This window comes from Streptomyces filamentosus (genome assembly GCF_014654895.1).
Lineage (GTDB): Bacteria > Actinomycetota > Actinomycetes > Streptomycetales > Streptomycetaceae > Streptomyces > Streptomyces filamentosus.
In genome coordinates, this window is sequence record NZ_BNBE01000003.1 from 559906 (window position 1) to 579761 (window position 19856).

Below are 19856 nucleotides of genomic sequence, written 5' to 3' on the forward strand. Positions count from 1 at the left end.
CCGGGGGCCCCTTCGCGTACGGCGGGTCAGCCCGAGGCGGCGGCCCGCGCCAGGACCGGGGCCAGGTTCTCCTTGCGGATGCGCTGGTCGACGTAGAGGAGACCGGAGGTCAGCGGCTGGAGGGGGCCGAGGAGCAGCTGGGTGAGGAGCTGGAGGAGACCGCCCACGGCCGCCGTGGTGGCGGCGGACAGGAAGAGGGTGCCCGGGGTGGCGTGCTGGGCTAGCGGGACGGCGAAGACCGAGGCCTGCGTGGTCACGGAGACGGCCGTCTGCACGACGAACGAGACGCCGCCGACGATCAGCAGCATCACCAGCGTGTAGCCGAAGATCCGCCACCAGGAGCCGCGGACCAGCTCCGCGGAGCGGCGCATCGCGGTCAGGACGCCGGCCGACTCGACGACCGCGGCGGTGGGGGCGAGGCTGAACTTCACCCAGATCCAGACGACGAACGGCGTGGTCCCGAAGGCCAGGAACATCAGCAGCAGGGCGGTGAGCGCCGGTCCCACGCCGTCGCCGGAGTCCGAGCCGACGCTCGCGAGCGTGGCGACCACCATGAAGCAGAACCCGAGCAGGAGGAGCAGCATCGGCACGAGGCCGGCCAGGGCCGACAGGACGACCGTGCCGAGCACCGCGCCGAGCCGCGACCAGGACCGGCGCCACACCGCCCCGAAGCCGGTGCGCCGGCCGAGCACCGCCTCCTGGACCACGACCGCGACGGCCGCGTGCACCAGGCCCGTCGCCAGCAGCACGGCCAGCGCGAAGGCCAGCCAGAGGCCGCCGAGGCCGAGGAAGAAAGGCGTCAGGTCCGAGAGTTCGGCGTCCCCGGTGGAGGGGGCGTCCGCCATCTCTCGCCACGGGCCGGAGAGGGCGGCCCACCCGGCGGCGGCGAGGCCCGCGGCCACCAGGGCGGCCAGGACGTGGGCGGCCAGCGTGACGCCGAGCAGCGCCTTCCAGTGGCGGCGGTACGCGGCGAAGGCGCCCCCCAGGACGTGGTTCAGGTCGAGGGGCGCCAGGGGTATCACGCCGGGCTTCGGCGGAGGCGGCGGCGGAGCGTAGCCGTATCCGTACGGCCCAGGGGGACAGGTCATGCGCCATACGGTAACGGCAGGCGCTGCGTACACCCGTACACATCGCCGGGTACCCTCGTGCGCATGGGTTACGGACTGCTCGCCGGGGCCATAGCGGCCGAGATCATCGCCACCACCTCCATGAAGTACAGCGAGGGCTTCAGCAAGCTCTGGCCCTCGGTCGTCACCGGCGCGGGCTACCTCATCGCCTTCGCGCTGCTCGCCCGGGCCCTCAAGACCCTCCAGGTCGGCACCGCCTACGCGATCTGGTCCGGCATCGGCACCGCGGCCGTCGCCGGCATCGGGATCCTCTTCCTCGGCGAGACCCTCAGCCTCGCCAAGGTCGCCGGGATCGTCCTCATCATCGCCGGGGTCGTCGTGCTCAACCTGGGGGGCGCGCACTGATGGCACGGCCCCGGCGGCACGACCCCGGGCGGCGGGAGCGGATCGTCGACGCCGCCCTGCGGGTGGTCCGCCGGGAGGGCATCGGCGGGCTGAGCCACCGCACGGCCGCCGCCGAGGCGGACGTGCCGCTCGGCTCCACCACCTACCACTTCGGCTCCCTCGACGAACTCCTCGTCGCCGCCCTGCGGAAGGTCAACGCCGGTTTCGCCGACGAGCTGCGGAGCCGGCCGGTCTTCGACGCCGGAGGGCTCGCCCGGCTCCTGGGGAAGTGGCTCGGCGGCGAACGGAGCCAGGTGGAGCTGGAGTACGAGCTCTACCTCGCCGCCCTGCGCCGCCCCGCGCTGCGGCCCGTCGCCGCCGAATGGACCGAGGAGGTCGTCGCCGTCCTCGCCCCGCGCACCGGACGGGCCACCGCCCGCGCCCTGGTCGCCCTGATGGACGGCATCGGCCTCCAGGTGCTGCTCACCGGCACGCCCTACGACCCGGCGTACGCCCGCGAGATGTTCGCCCGCCTCCTGAACGAGGCCCCGGCGGCCCCGCAGGAGGACCAGGAGGACCCGGACGGGGCCCGGGGGACCCCGGACCAGGCCCCGGAGGCCATGAACGAAGGCCCGAAGGGGCGGGCCGGGGGTTCGTCGGATGCTCCGGACGGGCCGACCGTCACCTGAGACCGGTTGGCCCGCGCGCCGCCCCGACCGTTAGGTTTTCCGTCATGACCACCACTGCTCCCCGCACCACCGGCGCCGTCGCCGCCGGCCTCGCCACCCTCGCCGGCGACGGCACCGTCCTCGACACCTGGTTCCCCGCCCCCGAGCTCACCGAAGAGCCCGGCCCGGCCGGCACGACGCGGCTCTCCCCCGACGAGGCGGTGAACGCCCTCGGCGAGGGCGCCGCCAAGGCCCTCGGCGTGGACGCCCGCCGCGGCGTCGAGGTGGTCGCCGTCCGCACCGTCATCGCCTCCCTCGACGAGAAGCCGATCGACGCGCACGACGCCTACCTCCGCCTGCACCTGCTGAGCCACCGCCTGGTGAAGCCGCACGGCCAGAGCCTGGACGGCGTCTTCGGCCTGCTCGCCAACGTCGCCTGGACCTCGCTCGGCCCGGTCGCCGTCGACGCCGTCGAGAAGGTCCGGCTCAACGCCCGCGCCGAGGGCCTGCACCTCCAGGTGACCTCGATCGACAAGTTCCCCCGCATGACCGACTACGTCGTGCCCACCGGCGTCCGCATCGCCGACGCCGACCGGGTCCGCCTCGGCGCCCACCTCGCCGCCGGCACCACCGTCATGCACGAGGGCTTCGTCAACTTCAACGCCGGCACCCTGGGCACCTCCATGGTCGAGGGCCGCATCTCCGCCGGCGTCGTCGTCGGCGACGGCTCCGACATCGGCGGCGGCGCCTCCACCATGGGCACCCTCTCCGGCGGCGGCAACGTCGTCATCTCCATCGGCGAGCGCTGCCTGATCGGCGCCGAGGCGGGCGTCGGCATCGCGCTCGGCGACGAGTGCGTCGTCGAGGCCGGCCTGTACGTCACCGCCGGCACCCGGGTCACCCTGCCCGACGGCGAGGTCGTGAAGGCCCGGGACCTCTCCGGCGCCTCGAACATCCTCTTCCGCCGCAACTCGGTCACCGGCGCCGTCGAGGCCCGCCCGAACAACGCGGTCTGGGGCGGCCTCAACGACGTCCTGCACAGCCACAACTGACGGCCCGACCGTCCTCCCGGCCCGCTCAGACGGCCGGGAGGACGGTCACCCGCTCCCCGTGGAGCGCGGCCAGCCGGCCGCCCGCCGCCACCACGTACCACCGGTCCAGCGCCCCGCTGCCGTCGTTGTACCGCCACCGCAGCTTCCCGTCGCGGGCGTCGAAGGCGAGGACCCCGCCCTTGTCGTCCAGCTCCGTCGCCGCGTAGAGCGTGCCGCCGACCTTGGCGAACTGCCCGGGGTACGCCACGTCCAGGAGCGCCCCGGTGCGCCAGAGCTCCGTGCCCTTCCCGGGCTCGACCGCCCGCAGGACGTGGCCCGAGTCGGCGGCGTACAGCACCCCGTCGAGGACTCCGATCCCGTGGAAGCGGGTGAACTCCTCCGACGCGAGCGACCACTTCTCCGTGCCGTCGGCGAGCGCGAAGGCGCGCAGCCGCCCCGCGTCGGCGACGATCACCAGACCGTCGTGGAAGGCCAGCCGGCCGCTGTTGGAGCGCCCGATCTTCTTCGTCCACAGCTGGCGGCCGGTGGCCGTGTCGCGGACCGTCACGTTCTCCCGGAAGTCGGTGTAGACGAGGTGGCGGCCGACGGCCTCGGCGGTGATGCCGTACTCCTCCGTCCCCGCGTCGCGCAGCTCCTGCCAGGCCACCTTGCCGGTCGAGGCGTCGATGGCGGCGATGACGTTCCTCCTGACGCTGAGGTCCTTCTCCAGGATGCCCGCGAGCACGTAGACCCGCCGCTCGTCGGCGGCGATCGTCCGGGGCTGCGAGAAGCGCTTCCCGAGCCGGCTGCGCCAGGTCTCCCGGCCGGTCGCCGGGTCGAGGCCGACGACGTCCCCGTCGTACTGCGCGCTCGCCAGGTAGAGGGTGCCGCCGCGGACCAGCATCTTCGCGCCCGGCACGGCGACCTCCTCGCGCCGCCACCGCTCCGCGCCGGTGGCGAGGTCCCGGCCGACCAGCGGGTCGCCGGAGACGAGGACGACGTCGCCCGCGACGGCGAGGGCGTCGGCCCCGAGGCTGCCCTTGGCGGTCGGCCGCTGCCACAGGGGCTTCGGGGCGGTGCCGGGCGGCGGGGTGGTGAAGGCGTCCCCGCCGGTCCCGCCGCCCGGGGCGGTCTCCGGGGCGGAGGGGGTGGCCACCGCCGCCGGGTCCTCGGCCGGGCCGCAGCCCCACGCGCCCGCGCCGAGCGCGGCGAGCCCGAGCCCGGTGCCCGCCAGCCGCAGCACTCCTCTGCGGGAGGCCCCGCGCCCCTCGTCCCTGGTCATCCGTCCGCCCCTGTCCCTCACGTGGTCCGTCTCCCTGTTCGACGGCGGGAGCCTAGCGACCGGGCCGGGGCGCACCCGGTTCCGGGACGGGACGGGGACAGGACCGTGAAGCTCGTGACGGGACGGCAACCGAAACCGGTCACGGAGCGTTGTCAGAGCGGAGCGGACCGCTCCACCGAGAGACGAGCCGAGGAGTCGACATGAGGACGAAGCCCATGGTCGCCGGGGTGCTGGCCGCGGCGGCGGTGCTGCTGCCGGCGGGGGCCGCCCGGGCGGACGAGACCCACACCCACAACGGGCCCGCCGTGACCAACGGACCCGCCCTCGACCTGCACACCGGGCAGATCGACGACCCGCTGGAGGACGTCCTGGAGCACGCGGCGATCCTCGGGCGGACTCACACCACCGACTCCGCCTGAAGCAGCTCCTCCAGCAGGGCCCGCAGTCCGTCGGCCGTCTCCCGGCCGGCGGGCCGCAGCGGCTCCCGGAGCGGGCCGCCGAGGAGCGCCTTCACGGTCACCGTGCCGGGCAGGCCCCCGGCCATCATCCGCTCGGTCAGCGGCAGCGTGCGGGCGTGCAGCCGGGCGGCGAGGGCGGTGTCGCCGGAGTCGTACGCGTCGAGGACGGCGCGGAGCTGACGGGGCGCCACGTTGGCGACCGTGCTGACGTAGCCGGCGCCGCCGACCGCGTACAGCGGCAGGTTCAGCTCCTCGCTGCCGGAGTAGTACGCGAGCCCGGTCTCCGCGATCAGCCGGGCCGAGGCCAGCAGGTCGTACGAGCAGTCCTTCACGGCGGTGATCCGCGGGTGCCCGGCCAGCCGGCGCATGGTGTCCGGCTCGACGCGGGTGCCGGTGCGGCCCGGGATGTCGTAGACCATCAGGGGGAGCCCGGTGGCGTCCGCGACCTTCAGGAAGTGGGCGGCGACCGCGTCCTGCGGCGGGCGGCTGTAGTACGGGGTGACGACGAGCAGCCCGTCCGCCCCCGCCGCCTCCGCCCCGCGCGCCAGCTCCGCGGTGTGCCGGGTGTCGGCGGTGCCGACGCCCGCGACGAGCGAGGGGCCGGGGCCGACCGCCGCCCGGACGGCGCGGACCAGCGCGCCCTTCTCGGCGTCCGAGGTGGTCGGGGACTCCCCGGTGGTGCCGCCCAGGACGAGTCCGTCGCAGCCTTCGGCGATCAGGTGCGCGGCCAGCTCGCAGGCCCGGTCGAGGTCGAGCGCCCCGGAGTCGGTGAAGGGGGTGATCATCGCGCAGAGCGCGCGGCCGAAAGGACGGTGAGTGCTCATGCGGGAAGTCTGGGCGCGACGGACCGTGAAGGTCCACTTAGATCTTCTTGGTCGGAAGGTTCAGGTGGGCTGAAGGGAGGGGGGTCCGGTCCGGAGGGCGGGCTCAGAGGGCGAGCTTGAAGCCTTCGTGGCTCCGGGCGTAGCCCAGGGAGGCGTAGAAGCGGTGGGCGTCGGCCCGCTCCTTGTTGCTGGTCAGCTGGACGAGGGCGCAGCCGCGCCCGCGGGCCCGGTCCGCCGCCAGCTCCATCAGCCGCCGCCCCAGGCCCGCGCCCCGCAGGTCGGCCCGGATCCGGACCGCCTCGATCAGGGCCCGCTCGGCGCCGCCCCTGCCGAGGCCGGGGACGTACGTGGCCTGGAGGCAGCCCAGGACGGGTCCCTCGTCCACCAGGACCAGCAGTTCGTTGCGCGGGTCGGACGCGATGTCCGCGAAGGCGCGCTCGTACGCCTCCGTGACGCGGACCGAGGCGGGGTCGACGACCCGGTCCTCGTCGGCGAGGAGGGCGAGGACGGCGGGGAGTTCGGCGCGGGTGGCGGGGCGGAGGATCACGGGGCGGATTCTTCCACGCGGAAACCCTCCGGCCCCGGGCTCGCCCGGGGCCGGAGGGCCTCACGGGGTCACGGGCGGAAGCGCAGGACCTGCGGGTCGTGGTCGCTGTTCTGGTCCGCGAACTCGGCGTTGACGTGCACGCTGTCGTACTCGAAGTGGTGCACGCCCGGGCTGGTCAGGATCTGGTCGAGGACCTGGCTGTTGCCCTGGAAGACGTACGAGTAGCGCTCGGAGACGGGCAGCGACTTCACGGCCGGGTAGAGGGCGCCGCCGTCGGTCAGCGCCTCGGTCGTGCCGGAGAACTCGAAGTCGTTGATGTCGCCGACGACGAGGACGTCCGCCTGCTTGTCGACCGCCGTGATCTCCTTCACGAAGGCGTTCACGGCCTGCGCCTGGAGGAGGCGCTTGGCCTCGGAGGAACGGTTCGGCGGCTGGTGGTGGGAGACGATCGACTCGTCGCCGCCCTTCGAGCCGAAGTGGTTGGCGATGACGAAGACCGTCCGGCCGCGGAAGGTGAACTCGCCCGCGAGCGGCTTGCGGCTGGCCTCCCAGGCGGCGTTCGCCGGGTCGATCCGGCCGGGGGAGAGGGTCAGCGCGGCGCGGCCCTTGGTGCCGGTGACGGCGGTCGCGGTGGTCGCGTCGCCGCCCGCGCGGTCCACGAAGGAGACCCGCTCGGGGTTGAAGAGGAAGACCTGGCGGATGTTGCCGCCGGGCTCGCCGCCGTCCTTGTTGTTCTCCGGGTCGATCGAGCGCCACGCGTACGCCGGGCCGCCGGCCGCCACGATCGCGTCCGTGAACTTCTTCAGCGTCTGGCCGGCCGAGACCGTGCCGTCGTTCTTGGCGCCGTTGTCGTCCTGGATCTCCTCCAGGGCGACGACGTCCGGCGAGGCGAGGTTCTCCACGACCGCCTTCGCGAGCGCGTCGAACTTCTCCTGGGGGTCGCTCGGGTCCAGGTTCTCCACGTTGTACGTGGCGACCGCCAGCTCGTTCTTGTGCTGCTTCTCGGTGACCTCGCGCTCCAGGCCCCGGTCCTGGAGGGTGCCGATCGTGCGCGCGGTCAGCGTGTAGCCGCCGAACTGGTTGAAGTCGAGCGGGCCCTCGGTCGAACCGGTCAGCCAGTCGCCGACGTTCGCCTTCGGGAAGGGCTGCTGGGCGAGCGGGATCAGCGACTGGATCTGGAGCCGACCGGTGTTCTGGGACTCGTACGAGCCGTAGACCGTGCCGCCGCGCTCGTTGTCGTTCTCCCACGGCTTCACCGTGACCCACAGCTCCGAGTACGGGTCGGTGGCGCCGACCACGCGGGAGGAGCCGACGCGGACGTTGGTGCCCTCCAGCGACTCGTAGTAGTCGAGGGCGTAGGTCTCGGGCTCCAGCGGCAGGTTGTTGATCGAGCCGCCGTCCGCCGGGTCGCCGGCGGGGGTGTACGCGTCCGGCACCGACCAGGGGGCGATGGTCACCGGGGCGGGCACCTCGTTGCCCTGCGAGACCACGGTGACCTGCGGGCGGGACAGCTGGGTCAGCGACTGGTTGCCGGAGGACAGGCCGCCGACGACGTACTCGGTGACCGTGCCGTTCACGCTGACCGCGTCGCCGACCGCGACCTTCGGGGCGGAGCTGGTGAAGACGAACAGGCCCTCGCTCGTGGCCGGGTCGTCGTCGCCCTGCGGGTCCTGCATCCAGAAGCCGCGCGAGGAACCGTAGGTGCGGACGCCGGTGACGATGCCCGTCACACCGGTGACCTGCTTGCCCGCCAGCGGGGAGACGCGGGTCGTGCCCTGGATGTCGTGGATGCGGACCGCGGCCTCGGTGTCGGCGGCGGCGCTCTGCGAGCCCACGAGCAGTCCGGCCGCGAGGGCGGCCGCGACCACCGCGGAGACGGCGGCGGTTCTCGGTATGGAGGAAGGCATCAGGATGCTCCGAGGGTGCTTGGAGGAACAGCAAAGGTGTCTACGCGCGTCAATCTCTTGGTAGAGCGCCCCACTTGTCAAGGGTCGACGGGTGTACGAAGGCTGACGGGCCCGTGAACCGCCGGGCCGCCCCCCGAATGCGTCTACGCTGGGAAGGCTGTACCCCCACCGGTCCACGCAACCGGTCCCCACCGACTGACCCACGTGTCGAGGAGATCCCCCACATGGCTGCGGAGCACCCCACCCTTCCCCCCGTTCGGCTGCCCTCGGACGCGGAGCTGGCACGGGAAGCGCTGGCCGCCCCCCTCCTCGCCCACGCCGTCCGCCTCGCCCGCTGGGCCGGCCCGGACACCCGGGTCGGCGCGGGCGGCGAACTCGTCGACGAGCAGCTCCCGGACGCCGCCGGAGTCCTCGGCCTCGGCGACGACGAGGACGCCGGGTACTGGGCGGGCGACGCCTGGCGGCTCGCCGTCGACACCGGCCTCGTCGACGTCGAGGACGGCGCCGACGACGACACCCCCGGCACCGCCGCCCCCGGCGGCAACCTCGCCGTCGTCACCGGCGGCGCGCCCCGCGACGTCCTCGGGATCTGGCTCGACGCCTTCGACGCCGTCTTCGCCGACGCCGTCGCCCCCGTCCTGGACGACCTGGAGCCGCTGCTCGACGAGGACGGCGGCCTCGACCTCGACTCCCTCGACTGGGACCCGGAGGCGGAGAGCGACTTCCTGGAGGGCGTCCTCGGCAACCTCTACCTGCTCACCGTCAGCGAGGGCGGCCCCGGCGACGGCCCCGTGCCGCTGCCCGCGCTCGCCGCCTCCATGGTCGTCCCCGACGACATGGGCGAGCCCACCGACGACGTCCTGGAGCAGGTCTCCGACGCGATGATGCGGCTCGACGAGCAGTTCCGGCTCCTGGAGCCCATCGGCCTGGTCGAGTACCAGCCCGTCGACGAGGCCCTGATGGCGGAGGAGGACGAGGAACCCGCGGCACCCGTCGACGACGAGGACGTCTCCCGCTACGGCATGGTCCGGCTCACCCCGCTCGGCCTCTACGGCGTCCGCACCCGCATGCTGGAGGCCGGCGTCGACGCCCCGGCCGTCGGCGACCTCGCGGAGAAGGACGCCGACGCCCTCCTCGCCGGTCTCGTCGGCTACCCCGGTTCCGCCGCCCGCGCCGAGACCGAGGCGTGGCTGGCCGGCCGCGAGCCGCTGCCCGCCGCCGCCGACCTCCTCGCCGCCGCCCGCGGCTCCGACCCGGAGTCCCCGCTCCGCCGCCTCCACTGCCAGCAGGCCCTCGCCCTCGTCGGCCCGGAGGCCGAGCCGGTGGTCCGCGCCGTCCTCGACGACCCCGAGCTCGGCGGCCTCGCCCGGGTCTGGCTCGCCGAGCGCGGCGCCCCGGACGTCCCCGCCCCGCCGGAGTCCATGATCTTCTGGCTCGCCGTGGACACCATCGCCGCCCAGCTCGACGCGGCCGGCGACCTGGCGGAACTCCAGGAGCTCATCGAGGGCCTGACCAGCCGCCACACCGGCTTCCTGGAGACCGCCTGGCGCGTCGAGCACCCCGCCACCGCCGACGTCCTCGACGCGATGGGCCGCCTCCACCCGGACAAGACGGCGGCCAAGGAGGCCCGCAAGGCCGCCTTCAAGGCCCGCTCGCGCACCGGCGCGGCCTGACCCCGGCCGGCGGACCGCCCGTCCTTCGCGGAGCGTCTTTCCCGTGTGCGGGGGAGGCGCTCCGCGGCCGTTCCCGCGCTGTTCAGACGCCGTTCCCACAGGCGCGCCATGGTGTGCGCGACAACAGGCCGGCAGCAGGGGAGAAACCGCACACCATGGCCCTCAACCGCAGAGAGTTCACCCAGAAGTCCGCCGTCGCGGGCTTCGCCCTCACCGGCGCCGTCGGGGTGCTCGCCACCGCCCCCGAGGCCCTCGCGAGCGACGAGCGCTCCCACGGCGGCCCCGGCCGCGACGGCGACCACGGGCACGGCGGCCACGGGCACGGCCACGACCGCCTCGGCTACGGCCCCCTCGTCGCCGACCCCGAGGGCCTCCTCGCGCTGCCCGAGGGCTTCTCCTACCGGGTGATCACCCGCACCGGCGTCACCCGCCTGGAGACCGGCGAGCCCACCCCCTCCAACCACGACGGCACCGCCACCTTCGCGGGCCCGCGCGGCATCACGTACCTGGTGAACAACCACGAGCTCAAGGGCCCCCGCGCCAAGTGGGAGCACCCGGTCCCGCTCACCGAGGGCCTCGTCTACGACCCGGCCGCCGCCGGCGGCTGCACGGTCGTCGAGGTGCACCGCGACGGCACCGTCGCCGAGTGGGTCGGCATCGCCGGCACCTCCACCAACTGCGCCGGCGGCCGCACCTCCTGGGGCACCTGGCTGACCTGCGAGGAGAACTCCGACCTCGCCGGCAAGAACGGCATGACCAAGGACCACGGGTACGTCTTCGAGGTCGACCCGCGCGACCGCCGGGCCAACCTCGACCCCAAGCCCCTCAAGTTCTTCGGCCGTTACGACCACGAGGCCGTCGTCGTCGACCCCAAGCGCGGCCACGCCTACCTCACCGAGGACGCCTCCGGCCCCAACGGGCTCCTCTTCCGCTGGGTCCCGCCGCAGGGCTTCGAGCACGGCCGGGGGCGGTACCGCACGCTCGCCGACGACGCCGGCGTCCTCCAGGCCGCCAAGTGCATCGACTCCGCCGGGCGGTTCGTCGACGACCTCTCCCGCGCCACCCGCATCGGCACCGTCTACGGCGTCGACTGGGTGGACGTCCCCGACCGCGACGCCCGCACGGTGCCCGTCCGCAAGCAGTTCGCCGACGGCCGGGTCACCCGAGCCCGCAAGCTGGAGGGCATGTGGTGGGCGGACGGCGGCGCCTACGTCGTCTCCTCCTACGCCCGCGAGGAGAGCCCCGGCGCGGCCCATGACGGCCAGGTCTGGTTCTACGACCCCAAGCGCCGCACCCTCACCCTCAAGGTGCTGCTCGGCGTGAACGCCGCGCCCGAGCAGGACGGCGCCTTCGACGGCCCGGACAACATCACGGTCTCGCCGTACGGCGGGCTCGTCATCGCCGAGGACGGCGAGGGCGTGTCGCACCTCTTCGGCGCCACCGACTCGGGCCGCACCTACCCGATCGCGCGCAACGACCTCAACGACAGCGAGTTCACCGGCGTCGTCTTCTCGCCCGACGGCAACACCCTCTACGCCAACATCCAGACCCCCGGCATCATGCTCGCGATCACCGGCCCCTGGCGCCGCCAGGCCCGCCGCTGACGCCCCGCCGGGCTCCCCGCCGGAGCCCGGCCCCTGTCGGCCCCGTGGACTGACACCTAACCTGTCAGTCCATGGACGACGTTCTGCGGCCGGTGGGCCGGACCCTGCTGCGCGACCGGGCCTACGAGTCGCTGCGCGAGGCGATCGTGCGCGGCGAACTCGCCCCCGGCGCCCTCCTCAAGGACTCCGACCTCGCCGACCGCCTCGGGCTCTCCCGCGCCCCCGTCCGCGACGCCCTCGCCCGGCTGACCGCCGAGGGCCTCGTCGAGACCAAGCCGCAGAGCTACACCCGGGTCACCCGCCCGGTCACCCGGATCGTCCGCGACGCCGCCTCCGTGATCCGGGTGATGCACGAACTCGCCGCCCGCACCGCCGTGCCGCTCCTCGGCCCCGAGGCCGTCCGCGCCATGCGCGAGGCCAACGAGCGCTTCGCCGCCGCCGTCCGCGCCCGCGACGTCGAGGCCGCCCTCGCCGCCGACGACGACCTGCACGGGGTTCTCGTCCTCGCCTGCGGCAACCACGCGGCCGCCGCCACCATCGACCGCTACACCCCGCTGGTCCGCCGCGTCGAGCGCCGCCTCTTCGGCGACGCCGGCAGCTGCGGCTCCGCAGAGCTCCACACCCGCCTCATCGACGCCTGCGCCGCCGGGGACGCGGAGGAGGCCGTCTGCGTCACCACCGGGATATGGGCCGCGCTGGAGCACCTGGCCGACGACGCCGTCGAGGTCTCAGAGGTCACCGGCGTCCCCGCACCCCCGGAGCCGTGACCCGCGGGCCGCCGCGCCGCCGCCCCCGGAGTCGTACCCCCGTCCTCCGCCGCCCCGTCCGCCACCCCTGGGAGAGCCGCCCGTGCCGATCACCGACTTCGACCGTCATCCGCTGCTCTTCGGGCCCTCCCCGGTCCATCCGCTGGAGCGGCTCACCCACCACCTCGGCGGCGCGACCCTGTGGGCCAAGCGCGAGGACTGCAACTCCGGCGTCGCGTACGGCGGGAACAAGACCCGCAAGCTGGAGTACCTGGTCGCCGACGCCCTCGCGCGGGGCTGCGACACCCTCGTCTCCATCGGCGGGGTGCAGTCCAACCACACCCGCCAGGTCGCCGCCGTCGCCGCCCGCGCCGGGCTGCGCTGCGTGCTGGTGCAGGAGAGCTGGGTCGACTGGCCCGACGCCGTCTACGACAAGGTCGGCAACATCCTGATCAGCCGGCTGGCCGGCGCCGACGTGCGGCTGGTGCGGGCGGGCTTCGGCATCGGCTTCAAGGAGAGCTGGGAGCAGGCCCTGCGCGAGGTCGAGGAGGGCGGCGGGAAGCCGTACGCGATCCCGGCCGGCGCCTCCGACCACCCGCTCGGCGGCCTCGGCTTCGCGAACTGGGCCCACGAGGTGGCCGAGCAGGAGCGGGAGCTCGGCGTCTTCTTCGACACGGTCGTCGTCTGCTCGGTGACCGGCTCCACCCAGGCCGGGATGGTCGCGGGCTTCGCCGCCCTCGCCGAGGAGGGCGGCCGGCCGCGCCGGATCGTCGGGATCGACGCCTCCGCGAAGCCCGCCGAGACCCACGGGCAGATCACCCGGATCGCCCGGAACACCGCCGCCCTCATCGGCGTCGAACGCGAGCCGACCGCCGCCGACGTGGAGCTGGACGCGCGCTACCACGCCGGCGTCTACGGCGTCCCGGACGAGGCCACCCTCGACGCGATGCGGCTCGCCGCCCGCACCGAGGGCATGGTCACCGACCCCGTCTACGAGGGGAAGTCGATGGCCGGGCTGATCGACCTGGTGGACCGGGGCGAGATCGGCCGGGACTCGACCGTGCTCTACGCCCACCTCGGCGGCCAGCCCGCCCTCAACGCCTACAGCGCGCTGTTCTCCTAGCGCGCGGGGGCCGGCCGCTCAGAGCGCCTGGGCGGCCGGCTTCACCATGCCCCGGACCGTCCGGGACTTCACGAACTCGCCCATCGCCGTCATCTCCCACTCGCCGGAGAACTGCTTGATGAGCTTGGCCATCATCACGCCGGTCTGCGGCTCGGCGGTGGTCAGGTCGAAGCGGACCAGCTCCTCGCCGGTCGCCGCGTCCATCAGCCGGCAGTACGCCTTGGCGACCTCGGTGAACTTCTGCCCCGAGAAGGAGTTGACGGTGAAGACCAGGCCGGTGGCGTCGGCGGGCAGCCGGCCGAGGTCGACGGTGATCACCTCGTCGTCGCCCGCGCCCTCGCCCGTCAGGTTGTCCCCGGAGTGCCGGACCGCCCCGCCGAGGATGGTCAGCTTGCCGAAGTAGCAGCTGTCCAGGTGGTTGCGCTGGGGGCCGTACGCGATGACCGAGGCGTCCAGGTCGATGTCCCGGCCCCGGTACGCGGGCTCCCAGCCGAGGCCCATCTTCACCTGGGAGAGCAGCGGACGGCCGCCCTTGACCAGCGAGACGGTCTGGTTCTTCTGGAGGTTGACCCGGCCCTTGTCGAGGTTGATCTTGCCGGTGGCGGCGGGGGCGGCGGCCGGGGCCGGGGGGACGGGCGCGGGGGCGGCCGGGGAGCCGAAGGCGAACCGCGGGTCGTTCGGACCGGGCGGGGTCACCAGCGGCGGCGGCGTGGCCGGCACGGGCGGGGCGGGCGGCGCGGCCGGGACCGGGGGAGCGACGGCGGCGGGGGCGGCGGGCTCCTCGTCCACGCTCACGCCGAAGTCGGTCGCGATGCCGGCCAGGCCGTTCGCGTAGCCCTGGCCCACGGCGCGGACCTTCCAGGCGCCGTTGCGCAGGTAGATCTCGACGACGACCAGGGCCGTCTCGGTGGCCAGCTGCGGCGGGGTGAAGGTGGCGATCACCGCGCCGCCGTCGGCCTCGCGGACGGTCGCGGTGGGCTCGATGCCCTGGAAGGTCTGCCCGGCGGCGTCGGGGCTGGCCGTGACCACGATCCTCTCCACGCCGGCGGGCAGGGCGCCGGTGTCCACGAGGATCGCGTCGGGCGCGGTGCCGCCGCCGGAGCGGTAGGTGACGCCGGGGCCGGAGGGCTGGTTGTAGAAGATGAAGTCGTCGTCCGAGCGCACCTTGCCGTCGGCGCCGAGCAGCAGGCCCGAGACGTCGAGCCGCACCGGGGCGGCGACGTCGACCGCCACGCGGGGGGCGGTGAGAGGAAGGTTCGAGCCGGGGGTCATTGCGGTCATGCCAGGCTCAACGATCAGGGGCCCTTTGCCGTTCCCTTACCCGCGACGGGTTCGGCCACCCTGGTTACGCGGATGGTTCCTGGCCTGCCGCTCGTTGCCGAAACGGTACGCCCCGGTCCAGCGGGCCATCACCAGCTGGGCGTCGCCCGCCCCCGCCTCGGCCAGGAACTTCGCCGCCCGGGCCCCGCGCAGCACCCCGGCGGGGCGCCCGTGGTGGGTGAGGACGACGGAGCCGTCCCGGCGCTCTTCGTACGCGAATCCCTGAGGTCGTGGCATGACGGGCATCCTGCCGTTCCCGGGCAGGCCCGTCATATGAATTATCTTTCGCCTCGTGGGTGCTGTGGGTGGGAGCTCTTGTACGAGCGGTTTCACGACCGGGGACGTCGACGAGGCGCGCGAGGAACTCGACGCGCGCTACTACGCGAGCCGCATGGACGTCGTCGACCCGAGGGGGCACGGCTCCTTCGCGGCCCGCTTCGACATCGTCGACTTCGGGCCGCTGGTCATCGGCGACCTCAGCTGCGGGGCCGACGTCCGCATGAGCTTCGGCGAGCTGGGCGCGTACCACGTCAACGCCCCGCTCAGCGGCACCATGGAGATGCGCCAGGGCGGCGGCCCGGCCGTCCACGCCTCGGCCCGGGAGGCGCTGCTCCTCGACCCCTCGGGGGACACCTTCCTCGACCGCTGGAGCGGCGACGGGCGGATCCTCTCCGTGAAGGTGGGCGCCGCCGAACTGCGCGAGCGGCTGGAGAGCCTGCTGGGCCGGGCGCCGCAGGGCGGCCTCGTCTTCCGGCCCCGTCTCGACATCTCGCGCGGTCCCGGCCTCGGCTGGGTGCGCTTCGCCCGCCGGGTCGCCGCGGAGGCGCTGGGCGGGGACGGCATCGCCCACCACGAGCTGGTCGCCCGCCCCCTCCAGGAGGCGCTGCTCAACGGGCTGCTGCTGGCCGCCGAGCACCCCTGGCGGGACGAGCTGGCCCACCCGGGCGGGCCGCGCCGCCCGGCCCCCGTCAAGCGGGCCATGGACGCGGTGCGGGAGCGGCCCGAGCACCCCTTCACCACCTCCGAACTCGCCGCGCACGCGCGCGTGAGCGTGCGCAGGCTCCAGGAGTCCTTCCGGGAGTGCGTCGGGATGTCGCCGATGGCCTACGTCCGCGAGGTCCGCCTCGACCGGGTGCGGGAGGAGCTGCGGGCGGCGGAGCCCGACGAGGTGAGCGTGAGCGAGGTCGCCTGGCGCTGGGGCTTCGCCCACCAGGGGCGCTTCGCCGCCCGTTACCGGGAGAAGTTCGGCGAGTCCCCCTCCCGGACCCTGCGGACCGCGCCCTGAGACGGGTCGCGGGGACGGTACGCGGGGACGGCGCGTGGGAGTGCCGGGGGTTTTCGTGCGCCCCTGTGCGATCCCGTGCACCTGTCGGCCGCGCAATCCGGACAGAGGCCGCGTTCCGTGGCTCGCGGCGATCTTGGTGGCGGCTTACGGTGGTCGCGTCCGGCGCTGCCAGCGCGCGCCGTCGAACCGGGCCCGGTCGGCTCCCCCGTATCACCGACCGGGCCCGCGGACGTCCGCTCCGTCCCCGACGTCCCTCCGGCAGCGCCGGTCTCAGGGGGCCGGCGGGGACCAGCGCGGCGCGTCCGCGGTGAAACCGCCGCCCAGGTAGAGGTCGTCCGGACTGCCCTCCGGGGGCAGGCCCTGCTCGGCGATCAGCTTCCGGGCGTACGCCTCCGAGTCGTCCCGCGGCGCGTAGCCCAGCGCGAGGGCGTCCGAGAGGTCCCACCACGCGCGCGTGTTGGCCGAGGAGCCGTGGACCACGGTGTGGCCGACGCCCTCGGCGGTGAGCGCGGCGTGCAGCAGGCGCGCGCAGTCGGCCGGGCTGAGCCAGAGCGAGAGCATCCGGACCGAGGTGGGCTCGGGGAAGCAGGAGCCGATGCGCACCGAGACGGTCTCGATGCCGTGCCGGTCCCAGTAGAGCTGCGCCAGGTCCTCGCCGAAGCACTTGGAGAGGCCGTAGAAGGTGTCGGGCCGGTGCGGGGTGGTGACCGGCACGAGCGGCTCGCCGTCCGCCGGGCGGCGGGTGAAGCCGACGGCGTGGTTGCTGGAGGCGAAGACGACCCGCCGCACGCCCTCCTCGCGGACGGCCTCGTAGAGGTGGTGGAGGCCGGTGACGTTGGCGGCGACGATCGCGTCGAAGTCCGCCTCCTGGGAGATGCCGGCCAGGTGCACGACCGCGTCGACCCCGCGCACCGCCTCGCGCAGGGCCGCGCGGTCGGAGAGGTCCGCGAGGATCGCGTCCGGGGCGCCGGGCACCGGCACGGCGTCGAGCAGCCGGAGCGCGTGGCCGTGGGCGGGGAGCAGGTCCCGCATGAGGGTGCCGACGCCGCCGGCGGCGCCGGTGAGGAGCAGGGTGCGGGGTGCGGGCATCGGCGGGTTCTCCTCGGCTGGGGCACGGCTGGGACGGGACGGGGACGCGGACGGGCGCGGCGGGGACGCGAGCGGGTGGGGCGGGGGTACGGAAAGGACGTGGCCGGCGCGCCGGTCCGGCGGGTCCATTCATGGACGTGGACACGCTAGGGAGGGGCCGGACGGGCCGTCAAGGCGCCTGTCCGCTGCGGACATCGCCCTTGACCCGGCCGGATGGCGGCATTAGCGTGCGATCCGCGTTCATGGATGTGAATGCGTGTCAGCCGTGCGTCGACCCCTCCCGGGAGCCCCCGTGACCACCCTCGCAGCCCCCGCACCCGACGCCTCCGGGGCGGCGGACCGCCCGGCCGGCACGAGCGGAGCCGGGCGGGTGCGGGCCGGGGCCTTCCTCTATCCCTGGGACGTCGACGGGGACCCCCGCGCCCCCGGACTGCTCGCCGGGCTCGGGGTGCGGCAGGTCACCCTCGCCGCCGCCTACCACGCGACCCGGGCGCTCACCCCCCGCCACCCGGGCCACCGGGTCGTCACCGCCGGACACGCGGCCGTGCTCTACCCGCCGGACCCGGCCCGCTGGGCGGGCCGCCCGCTCGCCCCGTACCCGGCGGGCGACTGGGCGCCCGGCGACGCCTGGGCGCGGGCCGCCGACGCCCTCGGCGGCACCGGGCTCGCCGTGCACAGCTGGGTGGTCCTCGCCCACAACTCCCGGCTGGGCGCGGAGCGTCCGGACACCTCCGTCGTCAACGCGTACGGCGACCGCTACCCGTGGGCCCCCTGCGTCGCCCACCCCGAGGTCCGCGCGCTGCTCGTGGAGCTCGCCGCCGAGGCCGCCGTCCGGCCCGGCGCGGCCGGCACCGAGCTGGAGTCCTGCGGCTGGTACGGCTACGCCCACCTGCACGCCCACGACAAGACCGGTGGCGTCCCCCTCGACGACCGCGCCCAGCTGCTGCTCTCGCTCTGCTTCTGCCCCCACTGCCGGGAGGGGTACGCGGCCGGGGGCGCCGACCCGGAGGAGCTGGCCGCCGCCGTCCGGACCGCCCTCGCCCCCGTCTGGGGCGGCACCGGACCCGCCGGCGGCCTCGGCGCGGGGGAGGGGCCCGCGCTCGCCTGGCGCGCCCGGACCGCCCGCTCCCTCCAGGAGGCCGCCGTCGCCGCCGTCCGCGCCGCCGCCCCGCCCGGCTTCCGGATCCTGCTGCACGCCGACCCGGACCCGTACCGCTGCGGCGCCGACGCCGGCACCGACCCCGCGCACGTCCTGGGGACCGCCGACGGCGTGGTGGCCCGCCCCGGCCGGCTCGCGGCCTTCGCCGCCCACCTGCCGCCGGGCGGCACCCTCGCCGCCAACCTCCCGGTCGTCACCGGCATGGGCGGCGCCCCGGAGCGGCTCGCCGCCGACGCGCGGCGCGCCCTCGCCGAGGGCGCCACCGAACTCCGCCTCTACCACGCGGGCCTGGCCTCCGACGCCGACCTGGCGGCGGTCCGCGCCGCCCTGACGGAGCTCGGCCGGGCCGTGTCCCCCTGATCCGGCCCGATCGGGCCCGGTCCGAAAGGCACGGCCCGGGACGCTCCCCTCAGGGCGCGGAGCGGACCAGGCGGCCGTCCCGGGCCACCACGCGGCCCGCCCGCACCACCAGGTCCCGGTGCGGCTGGTCGATCACGACCTGCGGCAGGCACTCGCCCTCGACCAGCATGAAGTCGGCGGGGGATCCCGGCCGCAGGTCCGCGGCGGGCAGACCCATCAGCGCCGCGCCGCCGTGGGCGGCGATGCCGAAGCACGCCTCCAGCTCCTCGTCGAGCCGGGCGTCCAGGGCCCAGCCCGCCAGCCAGGCGCGGTGCAGCATGTCGCCGTTGCCGTACGGGCTCCAGCTGTCGCGGACGCCGTCCGAGCCCAGGCCGACCGTCACCCCGCGCTCGGCGAGCCGCCGGAAGGGCAGGACCGTCGTCTCGCCCAGGGCGACCGTGGTCAGCGCGACCCCGGCCTCCGCCAGCAGGTCGGCCGTCTCGTCCAGCGCGCGGCCGGACAGGCCCGCGACGGCGAAGGCGTGCGCCACCGCCACCTTGCCGCCCAGCCCGGCCGCGCGGGTGCGGGCGGCGATGTCCCGGATCACCGCGAGGCCCGGCTCGCCCCGGTCGTGCAGGTGGATGTCGAGGCCCAGGCCGTGCTTCTCGGCCAGCCCGAAGACCAGGCCGAGCTGGTCGCCCTCCCGGTCGCCCGTGGCGTCGAAACCGGTCGGGTCGATGCCGCCGACGTGGCTGACCAGACCGCTCGCCGCCGCCTCCGCGAGCAGCTCCGCCGCGCCCGGGGTGCGCACCACGCCGTGCTGCGGGAAGGCGACCAGCTCGACGTCGACGATCCCGGCGAGCGCCGCGGCCGCCGCCGCGACGCCCTCCACGCAGGACAGGCCGTAGGCCGGGGCGACGTCCGCGTGGGCCCGCATGGCGCGGGTGCCCCGGGCCGCCGCGTGGGACATCAGGCGCAGCGCCCGCTCGCCCACCGGGGTGGGCAGCGACCGGGCCAGGTCCACGTCCCCCGCCACGTACTCGGCGATGCCCCCGGCGGGGCGGCGGCGGTACCAGGGCTCGCCCCAGGAGGTCTTGTCCGGGTGGACGTGCGCGTCGACGAGGGTCGGCAGGGCGAGCCGCCCGCCGCCGTCCACCCGCTCGACGGCCGCGCCCTCGGGGAGCTCCGCGACGAGCACCCCGTCGACGGCGATCAGGTCGCCGGCCGGGCCGCCGAGGGGCCGGACGTTCTGGAAGAGGGTGGCGCTGCGGGGCGTGGGGCTCACGGGGTCTCCTTCGGGCATGTGCGGACCCTTTTGGTATACCATGTTGTCCTCGGGGTCCGGCAGGG

Annotated in this window: 18 protein-coding genes and 1 pseudogene; 10 read left to right on the forward strand and 9 right to left on the reverse strand. The window is 75.0% G+C overall.

Translation table 11 applies throughout. The features are described from left to right. Positions 1-26 precede the first annotated feature (26 nt). Positions 27-1088, reverse strand: a complete 1062-nt coding sequence (locus IE326_RS29950; protein WP_190043821.1) for a DUF7847 domain-containing protein — start codon at positions 1086-1088, stop codon at positions 27-29. A 63-nt stretch (positions 1089-1151) separates the two neighbouring features. Here IE326_RS29950 and IE326_RS29955 point away from each other — a divergent pair, with 63 nt between their 5' ends. The 3 genes and pseudogenes from IE326_RS29955 (at position 1152) to dapD (ending at position 3171) form a co-directional block, all read left to right on the forward strand. Beyond that, entirely contained in the window at positions 1152-1472 is a 321-nt protein-coding gene (locus IE326_RS29955) for a DMT family transporter (protein WP_150227600.1), read from the forward strand. After that, a pseudogene (locus IE326_RS29960) lies at positions 1472-1990 on the forward strand (TetR/AcrR family transcriptional regulator); the annotation flags it as partial. The gene IE326_RS29955 and the pseudogene IE326_RS29960, both read left to right, overlap by 1 nt. Before the next feature lie 194 nt (positions 1991-2184). Further along, positions 2185-3171 carry a 2,3,4,5-tetrahydropyridine-2,6-dicarboxylate N-succinyltransferase gene (dapD, locus tag IE326_RS29965; RefSeq protein WP_030746163.1) on the forward strand — a complete coding sequence of 329 codons (987 nt, stop codon included), beginning with the start codon at positions 2185-2187 and terminating at the stop codon, positions 3169-3171. 25 nt (positions 3172-3196) lie between these two features. On the opposite strand, the gene IE326_RS29970 is transcribed toward dapD, so the two are convergent. Continuing rightward, positions 3197-4432, reverse strand: coding sequence for an outer membrane protein assembly factor BamB family protein (locus IE326_RS29970; protein WP_190043823.1), 1236 nt, complete (start codon positions 4430-4432; stop codon positions 3197-3199). A gap of 200 nt (positions 4433-4632) precedes the next feature. Here IE326_RS29970 and IE326_RS29975 point away from each other — a divergent pair, with 200 nt between their 5' ends. Continuing rightward, positions 4633-4851, forward strand: a complete 219-nt coding sequence (locus IE326_RS29975) for a hypothetical protein (RefSeq protein WP_190043824.1) — start codon at positions 4633-4635, stop codon at positions 4849-4851. On the opposite strand, the gene dapA is transcribed toward IE326_RS29975, so the two are convergent. The 3 genes from dapA to IE326_RS29990 form a co-directional block, all read right to left on the reverse strand. Next, a complete protein-coding gene (dapA, locus tag IE326_RS29980; RefSeq protein WP_150227596.1) occupies positions 4830-5714 on the reverse strand; it encodes a 4-hydroxy-tetrahydrodipicolinate synthase in 885 nt (294 codons plus the stop codon). The genes IE326_RS29975 and dapA overlap by 22 nt on opposite strands. A gap of 103 nt (positions 5715-5817) precedes the next feature. Beyond that, positions 5818-6261, reverse strand: coding sequence for a GNAT family N-acetyltransferase (locus tag IE326_RS29985; RefSeq protein ID WP_190043825.1), 444 nt, complete (start codon positions 6259-6261; stop codon positions 5818-5820). A 68-nt stretch (positions 6262-6329) separates the two neighbouring features. Further along, on the reverse strand, positions 6330-8168 hold the full coding sequence (locus tag IE326_RS29990; RefSeq protein ID WP_190043826.1) for a DUF8508 domain-containing protein: 1839 nt from the start codon (positions 8166-8168) through the stop codon (positions 6330-6332). A 224-nt stretch (positions 8169-8392) separates the two neighbouring features. Here IE326_RS29990 and IE326_RS29995 point away from each other — a divergent pair, with 224 nt between their 5' ends. The 4 genes from IE326_RS29995 (at position 8393) to IE326_RS30010 (ending at position 13314) form a co-directional block, all read left to right on the forward strand. Further along, positions 8393-9841, forward strand: coding sequence for a hypothetical protein (locus IE326_RS29995; protein ID WP_150227593.1), 1449 nt, complete (start codon positions 8393-8395; stop codon positions 9839-9841). Positions 9842-9996: 155 nt separating this feature from the next. Then, entirely contained in the window at positions 9997-11445 is a 1449-nt protein-coding gene (locus IE326_RS30000) for an alkaline phosphatase PhoX (protein ID WP_190043827.1), read from the forward strand. A 71-nt stretch (positions 11446-11516) separates the two neighbouring features. Next, on the forward strand, positions 11517-12212 hold the full coding sequence (locus tag IE326_RS30005) for a GntR family transcriptional regulator (RefSeq protein ID WP_190043828.1): 696 nt from the start codon (positions 11517-11519) through the stop codon (positions 12210-12212). 82 nt (positions 12213-12294) lie between these two features. Next, on the forward strand, positions 12295-13314 hold the full coding sequence (locus IE326_RS30010) for a 1-aminocyclopropane-1-carboxylate deaminase (RefSeq protein ID WP_190043829.1): 1020 nt from the start codon (positions 12295-12297) through the stop codon (positions 13312-13314). An 18-nt stretch (positions 13315-13332) separates the two neighbouring features. On the opposite strand, the gene IE326_RS30015 is transcribed toward IE326_RS30010, so the two are convergent. Together IE326_RS30015 and IE326_RS30020 are read right to left on the reverse strand one after the other, a co-directional pair. After that, a complete protein-coding gene (locus IE326_RS30015) occupies positions 13333-14595 on the reverse strand; it encodes a TerD family protein (protein ID WP_190043830.1) in 1263 nt (420 codons plus the stop codon). Positions 14596-14631: 36 nt separating this feature from the next. Next, entirely contained in the window at positions 14632-14871 is a 240-nt protein-coding gene (locus tag IE326_RS30020) for a hypothetical protein (protein WP_030746207.1), read from the reverse strand. Positions 14872-14926: 55 nt separating this feature from the next. On the opposite strand from IE326_RS30020, the gene IE326_RS30025 reads away from it, so the two are divergent. Continuing rightward, positions 14927-15919, forward strand: a complete 993-nt coding sequence (locus IE326_RS30025; protein WP_229915735.1) for an AraC family transcriptional regulator — start codon at positions 14927-14929, stop codon at positions 15917-15919. A gap of 270 nt (positions 15920-16189) precedes the next feature. Here the strand turns inward: IE326_RS30025 and IE326_RS30030 are convergent, their stop codons facing one another. After that, entirely contained in the window at positions 16190-17008 is an 819-nt protein-coding gene (locus IE326_RS30030) for an NAD-dependent epimerase/dehydratase family protein (protein WP_150227588.1), read from the reverse strand. Positions 17009-17378: 370 nt separating this feature from the next. On the opposite strand from IE326_RS30030, the gene IE326_RS30035 reads away from it, so the two are divergent. Beyond that, entirely contained in the window at positions 17379-18527 is a 1149-nt protein-coding gene (locus tag IE326_RS30035) for a hypothetical protein (RefSeq protein ID WP_190044251.1), read from the forward strand. Positions 18528-18576: 49 nt separating this feature from the next. On the opposite strand, the gene IE326_RS30040 is transcribed toward IE326_RS30035, so the two are convergent. Continuing rightward, a complete protein-coding gene (locus tag IE326_RS30040) occupies positions 18577-19809 on the reverse strand; it encodes an amidohydrolase (RefSeq protein ID WP_373310311.1) in 1233 nt (410 codons plus the stop codon). Positions 19810-19856 lie beyond the last annotated feature (47 nt).